This is a genomic window from Candidatus Obscuribacterales bacterium (genome assembly GCA_036703605.1).
In the GTDB taxonomy this organism is placed as follows: domain Bacteria; phylum Cyanobacteriota; class Cyanobacteriia; order RECH01; family RECH01; genus RECH01.
Genome location: DATNRH010000356.1, coordinates 1 through 7,279 on the forward strand (window position 1 = coordinate 1; position 7,279 = coordinate 7,279).

Genomic DNA, 7,279 nt, shown 5'->3' on the forward strand with positions numbered 1-7,279 from the left:
CGGATGGGTTTGATCTGGCAAGCTGTCGCCCCCTGTTGCACCGCCTCACCGATTATCCCGGTGGTCAAGAAATTCAACAGTCCTTTGAGGCAATGATCCAGTTTCACCAATATGCTGATCTGGCTGACTTGTCCCAGGCTCCCAATGTTCCTCTGCCGCCGGTGGATGGGGCTATTCGTCCTACGGTTATTCAAGCACTTCAGCAGTTTCAAGTCATCGGACAAGATATCATCGTCTTCAATCATTCCACCAGCCGCCTCAACCAGCTCGCGGCCTTGGGGCGGGTGACAGATGCCCTGGAAGGCCTTCGAGCGTTCATCAGCGATGAAACTCTACGAGATTTCTTCAAAGAAAATATTGTCTTGCTCCCTGAACGCATCATTTTGCAAGATATCCTGCGACGCTGGCGCAAGTTGGTTAGCGATGCCAGTGGTGAACTAGGCAGCATGACCATTGCTGAACCAGTGCCCAATCCCTACGTGGCCGGCAATCCGGTCTCGGGCGATTTGTTTGTGGGGCGTCAAGATATTCTGCGAGAGCTGGAAGAACTGTGGCTAAAGCCTGGTCAGGTGGATTCTGTGGTGCTCTATGGCCATCGCCGTATGGGTAAGTCATCGATTCTCAAAAACCTGCCCTATCGCCTCGATGCCCATCGCAACTGGGTGGTAGACTTCAACCTCCAGCGCACCGGCACCGTCCGCAGCACTGGTGACTGGCTCTATGCCCTGGCCCTGGCCCTCTACGATCGCCTCCCCCCTGACCTACAGCCCACTATTTCTGAACCCGACGAAGCCGCCTTTTTGGAGACTGCCCACAATCCTTACCGCACCTTCGATCGCTGGCTGAAGCACCTTGCTCCCATCATGACTGACCGCCGGTTCATCGTTGCCATCGATGAATATGAACTATTAGAAGCAGCCATGGATGCTGGTCGTGTTGATCCAGCGGTGACCGACTTCCTGCGTGGCCTGATCCAAACGACTGACTGGTTTGTCCTGCTCTTAGCGGGTCTCTACACCCTCCAAGAAAAATGCCACGACTACTGGCATCCTCTCTTTGGCAGCATCAAACCCCGCAAGGTAAGCTTCCTTAGCCCCGCCGCTACCCGCCAACTGATTACCCAACCTGCCCCCGACTTTCCCCTCGACTACAGCCCTGATGCCATCGACGAAATTGTCCATCTCACCCACGGTCAGCCCTACCTCGTCCAGCTCATTGGCCAAACCCTCGTCACCCAGTTCAATCGCCAAGTGTTTGATGAGGGTCAGAAGAGCGATCGCCCCATTTCCCTCGCAGACCTCCATGCCGTGATCGACTCTCCCACCCTGTTCCAAGACGGCGGAGCCTACTTCACCGGCGTGTGGCGACAGGCCGAAACCAGCGAGCCACCGGGGCAACCTGAACTGCTGCAAGCCCTCAGCAACGCCCCCTTAGCGCACCCGGATCTAGTCGCGGCAACTGGACTCTCTCCTGATGCAGTCACCGCTGCCCTCAAGACCCTCTGCGACCATGATGTGGTGATTCAAGAGGGCGATCGCCTGGGGTTCACCGTCGAACTCATGCGCCGCTGGGTGCAACAACGTCCTTAAGCCTCGCTAGTCAGGTATGATCGCCTGTAAGACACACTCAAACGCATCCAGCTTGTACGATGCCTTGCTTCTTACCTGCTCCTCTATCGTGAGTATCAGAATTTCCCTATGACTGACCTAATCGATGCACTAGAACGAATTTACGCCTGGCTACAAAAGAATAAGCCAGAGTATATGTATCGGTTTCAGCCAGGATTACCCTTGGACTATCTTCAGAAAAAGCTGAAGAAATTTCCCCGCTACCTGCCGCAAGAACTTTATACTCTTTACCAATGGCATAACGGTACTAACAATGAGGATTGGGACTGTGGCATCTTTGTTTATCATTCCTTCCTAGATATAGACTATGCCATGAAGCAGGCAGAATTTGGATTCATCAATCATTCGTCTCAGATACGTAATAGACAACGGGAATATTTGCCAACCTATGTATTTCCCTTCTGTGATTTTGAAGGAGAGCATTTTGTGGTTGAGGGAATGGATTATGAATCAGAAACAGCTCCTGTCTACTTCATGGATCAACTAGGCGAGATTCACTTAGCTTTTACTAGCTTAACGACGATGATGTTGACTATAGCTGAGTGCTATGAAACCGGCATTTATGAGGTTGCTGAAGACAGATATATTGACATCGTAGATTATGCTGCTTTTGGAGCTGTCCGGCTTGCCTATAATCCGGGAACTGTACCCAAGATATATGACGAAGGATGTTAGAAGAAGGTATCTGGAGCGAACGTAGCTGGGGTGGTGATTCTGGTATGAACCTATCAATGCTCCGGGGTTCCGTCGATTGTTCTCTTTGTGGAACATGGGGATTCGGTGCGTAATGTGATACGGAGCTACAGATAATTTATGGCTAAGAGCAGCGATCGCTTTTTCTCTCTACCTAGAGAGCGATTGCCCGTCAGGTGCCATATGATGGACTGACCAATGATCCGAGGGACAAGACGATGGGCAAACGACACTTTTGGCTAGCACTATGCATCTGTAGTGTAGCCTGGTATGCCTTGACCGCCAATCGACTCACCTTTGCTCAGCCCAGCCCTTTTGTAGCCCAGGGCTATGGGGGAGCCGTTGCCACCGTTGATCCCCAAGCCACCCAAATTGGTATTAATATCTTGAAGTCGGGAGGCAATGCTGTCGATGCAGCGATCGCCACTGCTGCTGCCCTGGGTGTCTCAGAACCCTTTTCTGCTGGACTTGGTGGTGGTGGATTTATGGTTATTTATCTCAACGATCAGGATTATGTGATCACACTTGATGGACGAGAACAAGCACCGGCATCGACCCATGTAGATATATTTGCAGATCCCGATCGCCCTAGAGAAATCTTGCCCTTCTTCCCCAACCGTATTTCAAGTGGTGTTGCCGTTGGGGTTCCCGGCACGCCCTTGGAGTGGTCGGAGGCCATGAGTCGCTACGGTACCTTATCCTTGGCTGAGGTCTTGCAGCCAGCTATCTCTCTGGCTGACGATGGGTTTAGGGTTGATGAAACATTTCATCAGCAAGTGACCCAAAACCAAGCGCGTTTTGCTGCATTTACCTCAACCCAGACGCTTTTTCTGCCTGAGGGGCATCCACCTGCCATCGGTTCTTGGTTCAGAAATCCTGATTTAGCTAAAACCTATCGCTTACTTGCTGCGCAGGGCGTTAATGCTTTTTATCGAGGTGAGGTTGCAGACGCGATCGCCCAAACGGTGCAACATCCCCCCACGGTTGAACATCCACCGTTTCCTATCATTCCAGGCGGGATGACCGTGCAGGATCTAGATCAGTATGCCGTGAGGGTGCGTCCTCCAACGGTGACCTCCTATCGCGGTTATACGCTGTATGGTATGGGCTTACCCAGTAGTGGTGGGCTGACTACGGGGGAAATTTTCAATATTCTCTCAGGGTTTGATCTAGACCATCTTGATCTGCCAAAGTCCTGGCATACGGTCATTGAAGCGGAACGCTTAGCCTTTGCCGATCGCAATGCTTATCTAGGGGATCCAGGCTACGTAGATGTACCCGTTGCCGGGCTAAGCCATGCGGATTTTATTCAATCACGGCGATCGCTCATTGGCGATCGCGCTCTAGAAGGCGGACGCGAGGCGCGGGCGATGCAGGGCAATCCGCTGCTATACCAAGTTGATCCAAGTCCTAGCATGACCGTTCCCCCGCCAATGGTTCTCACTGAGGGAGCTGAAGGAACGTCAACGACCCATCTTGTGGTCAGCGATCGCTGGGGCAATGTGGTGTCCTATACGTTTACGATTGAATCGATTGGTGGTTCGGGTATCGTAGTACCGGGATATGGATTTATCCTCAACAATGAGTTAACGGACTTCGATCCAGTGAGTCCCCATCCAAATACACCAGAACCTGGGAAACGACCACGCAGCAGCATGGCCCCCACTATTGCCCGCAGTCCTGAAGGAGCGATCTTGGCCTTTGGCTCCCCTGGCGGCTCCACCATCATCACAACCGTGGCGGGTATTGGCATTAACCTGATGGATTTCGGGATGTCCTTACCCGATGCGATCGCTGCCCCTCGGATCTCCCAGCGTAATAGTGGCATCACTCTGGTGGATAGCGGGTTTGAACATACAGCAACTGGAGAGGCGATCGCAGCCCTAGGGCATGTTTTGGAACCGGTGCCAGATATTGGTGCAGCCGTAGGTCTTGTGGTACATCCAGATGGGCTCACGGTGGCTGCAGCCGAACCAAGACGGCGCGGAGGCGGTGCAGCTATGGTGGTGGGTCAGTAAGATAGAGCTATCGTTCCAGGGCTTAGGAAACCCATAAAAACCTGGAGATCTTTGAATGGTTGAACGTTCATCTAGGAGATGTCTCAACCCGACAGACTACAGCTATAACCTACTTGATTCTTGAATCTAACATCACTAGCCTCCCAAATTACGTGGACTTGGGAGGCTAGATAACTCATCAAGAGCGATCGCTTAGGTGATCACTGTAGGCTTGTCGCGACCTGTGAGTGTCCGAATTTGAGCTATCTCATCAGCGATCGCAATCAGGTCACTGAGGGCATCTTGAGGATCAAGTCCTTGCTTAGCTGGATCGGCTTCGTAGCTTTCCACGTACAGCCGCAGGGTTGCACCCTTGGTGCCGGTACCCGAGAGGCGGAAGACGATGCGGGAGCCATCGGTGAAGCCAATACGGATGCCTTGCTTCTTGCTGATGCTGCCGTCTACGGGGTCGGTATAGCTAAAGTCATCGCCATAGTCAACCTCATACTTGCCGTAAATCTTACCCTTCAGGGTTGGGACAAGCGATCGCAAGTTATCCATGAGTTGATTGGCTGGTTCGCTAGCTACTTCTTCATAGTCATGGCGAGAGTAGTAGTTGCGACCATAGGTTTTCCAGTGCTCGGTGACGATCGCTTCCACTGATTCTTGACGAACAGCTAAGACATTCAGCCAAAATAAGACCGCCCACAGGCCATCTTTTTCACGCACATGATTAGAACCTGTGCCGAAGCTTTCCTCGCCGCAGAGAGTCGCCTTACCTGCATCCAGTAAGTTGCCGAAGAACTTCCAGCCGGTGGGTGTTTCGTAGCAGTCAATCCCCAAAGCAGCGGCGACGCGGTCGGGGGCTTGGCTGGTGGGCATGGAGCGGGCGATGCCGGCCAGTCCATTTTTGTAGCCGGGTACCAGGGTGGCATTGGCGGCTAAGATGGCTAAGCTATCGCTAGGGGTGACGAAGAAGCGTTGTCCGAGGATCATGTTGCGATCGCCGTCTCCATCCGATGCAGCTCCAAAATCAGGCGCATCCTTGCCAAACAGGAGTTCCACCAAGTCATGGGCATAGACCAGGTTTGGATCGGGGTGGCCGCCGCCGAAGTCTTCTAGGGGAACACCATTCACCACCGTGCCTGCTGGCGCACCTAGTAACTGTTCGAAAATCACCTGAGCGTAGGGGCCGGTGACGGCGTGCATCGAGTCTATGCTCATGCGGAAGGCGGTGCTGGATAGGTAAGCACGGATGCGATCGAAGTCAAATAGGGACTGCATGAGTTCGGCGTAGTCGGCAACGGCGTCGATCACCTCCACGGTCATCTCGCCGAGCTGCACGGAACCCAGTTGATCGAGATCCACATCCGCAACTTCTAGAATCTTGAACTGGTCGATCGTCTGGCTGCGAGCATAGATGGCTTCCGTCACCTTTTCGGGGGCAGGGCCGCCATTGCCGATGTTGTACTTAATGCCAAAGTCGCCATCGGGGCCGCCGGGGTTGTGGCTGGCGGATAGGATGATGCCTCCAAAGGCTTGATATTTGCGGATAATGCAGGAGGCTGCGGGGGTTGACAAGATACCGCCTTGACCCACCAACACGCGCCCAAAGCCGTTGGCTGCCGCCATTTTAAGAATGACTTGGATGGCGACCCGATTGTAGTATCGTCCATCGCCGCCCACCACCAAGGTGCTTCCGGCATAGCCCTCTAGGCTATCGAAGATGGATTGAACAAAATTTTCGAGGTAGTTCCGGGTTTGAAATGCAGTAACGGACTTACGTAGGCCAGATGTGCCGGGTTTTTGGTCATCGAAGGGTTGGGTAGAGACAGTATGTATGTTCATCAGGATCTTCTTTTGACGAGGTTGGCCCGAACTTCCATCAACTTATCAGGTCAGTTACCCCTATGGGCAATTTTCTCGGGGAAGGCGATCGCTCCTTGAAGCACCCTTGGAGATCAGGTGCTCTGAGTCGTGAATGTTTCTTGATCCCATAGGATGCAGGAAAGCCCTTGGGCGTGATCGCTCTCGATCATCCTGCCTAGGTTTCTTGAATTCCACAAAACTCTTGGATCGCTTGCCATAGCTGGGGCTGCACCTTGCCCAAACTGTGATCATCGTCTAGCTCCACTAGGCTCACCCAGGGGCGATCGCTCGCATAGGCACGGCTGGCGGCAATGGGAATCACCTCATCTGATCGCCCATGGAGAATCAAGGTCGGCAGCGATCGCTGCAGGTTCTTTTCATCATAGGTTTGAGCATCGGTGATAAACCCATAGTGCAGCGGTAGGTGCGCTTGGGCTGTGTAGTGATACACCTGCAGATAGCCGGTGCTTTGCCAGTGGGCCACCTGGTCGGCACCCAGCCGGGATAGCCAGTGGTCGAGAAATTGAAAGGCGGGGGCTAGCAACACTAAGCGATCGACGGTGGGTGCCTGTTCTGCCAGCCAGGCGGCGGTGAGTCCGCCAAAGCTGGAGCCAATCAGGGTCACCGGTGATGAGGCTGGGGCTAGGATTTCCTGCACCTGCTGCAGTTGACGCGTTAGGGTCAAGTGGGAGAAGTCGTCTTGGTTGAGATCGGGAATTGCCACGGTGATACCGGCCTCTCGTAGGCGATCGCCGAGATACTGGGCCTTGGCCGAGGCGGGACTGGAGGCAAAGCCATGCAGGTAGATGATGGAGGGGCGATCGCGCTCTGGTAGGGTCATCAGGATGACGGGGTGAGGGCTTTGCTCATCATGAGCTGTTGGGGACGCTTGAGCAACATCGATCCCACGCTGGTATCCGCCCGCTGTAGTCGAAACCCTAGCTGATGATACAGTCGGCGCGCATTGGTATTATTTTCCAACACATGGAGACAAATTTCGGGATAGCCCCAATCTAAAGCAATCCGCTCACAAACGCCCAGGAGCTGTTTGGCTACCCCCTGTCGTCGATAATGGGGCTGCACCGCTAAGTT

Annotated in this window: 6 protein-coding genes; 3 read left to right on the plus strand and 3 right to left on the minus strand. The window is 53.5% G+C overall.

The window, feature by feature from the left end; translation table 11 throughout:
• The 3 genes from V6D20_07505 to ggt all read left to right on the plus strand — a co-directional run.
• The coding region (locus V6D20_07505) for an AAA family ATPase (GenBank protein HEY9815629.1) at positions 1-1,589 on the plus strand (1,589 nt) is incomplete at its 5' end.
• A gap of 108 nt (positions 1,590-1,697) precedes the next feature.
• Entirely contained in the window at positions 1,698-2,303 is a 606-nt protein-coding gene (locus tag V6D20_07510; protein ID HEY9815630.1) for an SMI1/KNR4 family protein, read from the plus strand.
• A gap of 236 nt (positions 2,304-2,539) precedes the next feature.
• Positions 2,540-4,339, plus strand: a complete 1,800-nt coding sequence (gene ggt / locus V6D20_07515; GenBank protein HEY9815631.1) for a gamma-glutamyltransferase — start codon at positions 2,540-2,542, stop codon at positions 4,337-4,339.
• Between the two features lie 192 nt (positions 4,340-4,531).
• Here ggt and V6D20_07520 read toward each other — a convergent pair whose 3' ends face one another.
• From V6D20_07520 to V6D20_07530, 3 genes are all read right to left on the minus strand, one after another.
• Positions 4,532-6,166 carry an alpha-D-glucose phosphate-specific phosphoglucomutase gene (locus tag V6D20_07520; protein ID HEY9815632.1) on the minus strand — a complete coding sequence of 545 codons (1,635 nt, stop codon included), beginning with the start codon at positions 6,164-6,166 and terminating at the stop codon, positions 4,532-4,534.
• 196 nt (positions 6,167-6,362) lie between these two features.
• Positions 6,363-7,028 (minus strand): YqiA/YcfP family alpha/beta fold hydrolase, encoded by a 666-nt coding sequence (locus V6D20_07525; protein HEY9815633.1) that lies wholly within the window; start codon positions 7,026-7,028, stop codon positions 6,363-6,365.
• Positions 7,028-7,279: GNAT family N-acetyltransferase (locus tag V6D20_07530; protein HEY9815634.1), on the minus strand; the 252-nt coding region annotated here is incomplete at its 5' end. The genes V6D20_07530 and V6D20_07525, both read right to left, overlap by 1 nt.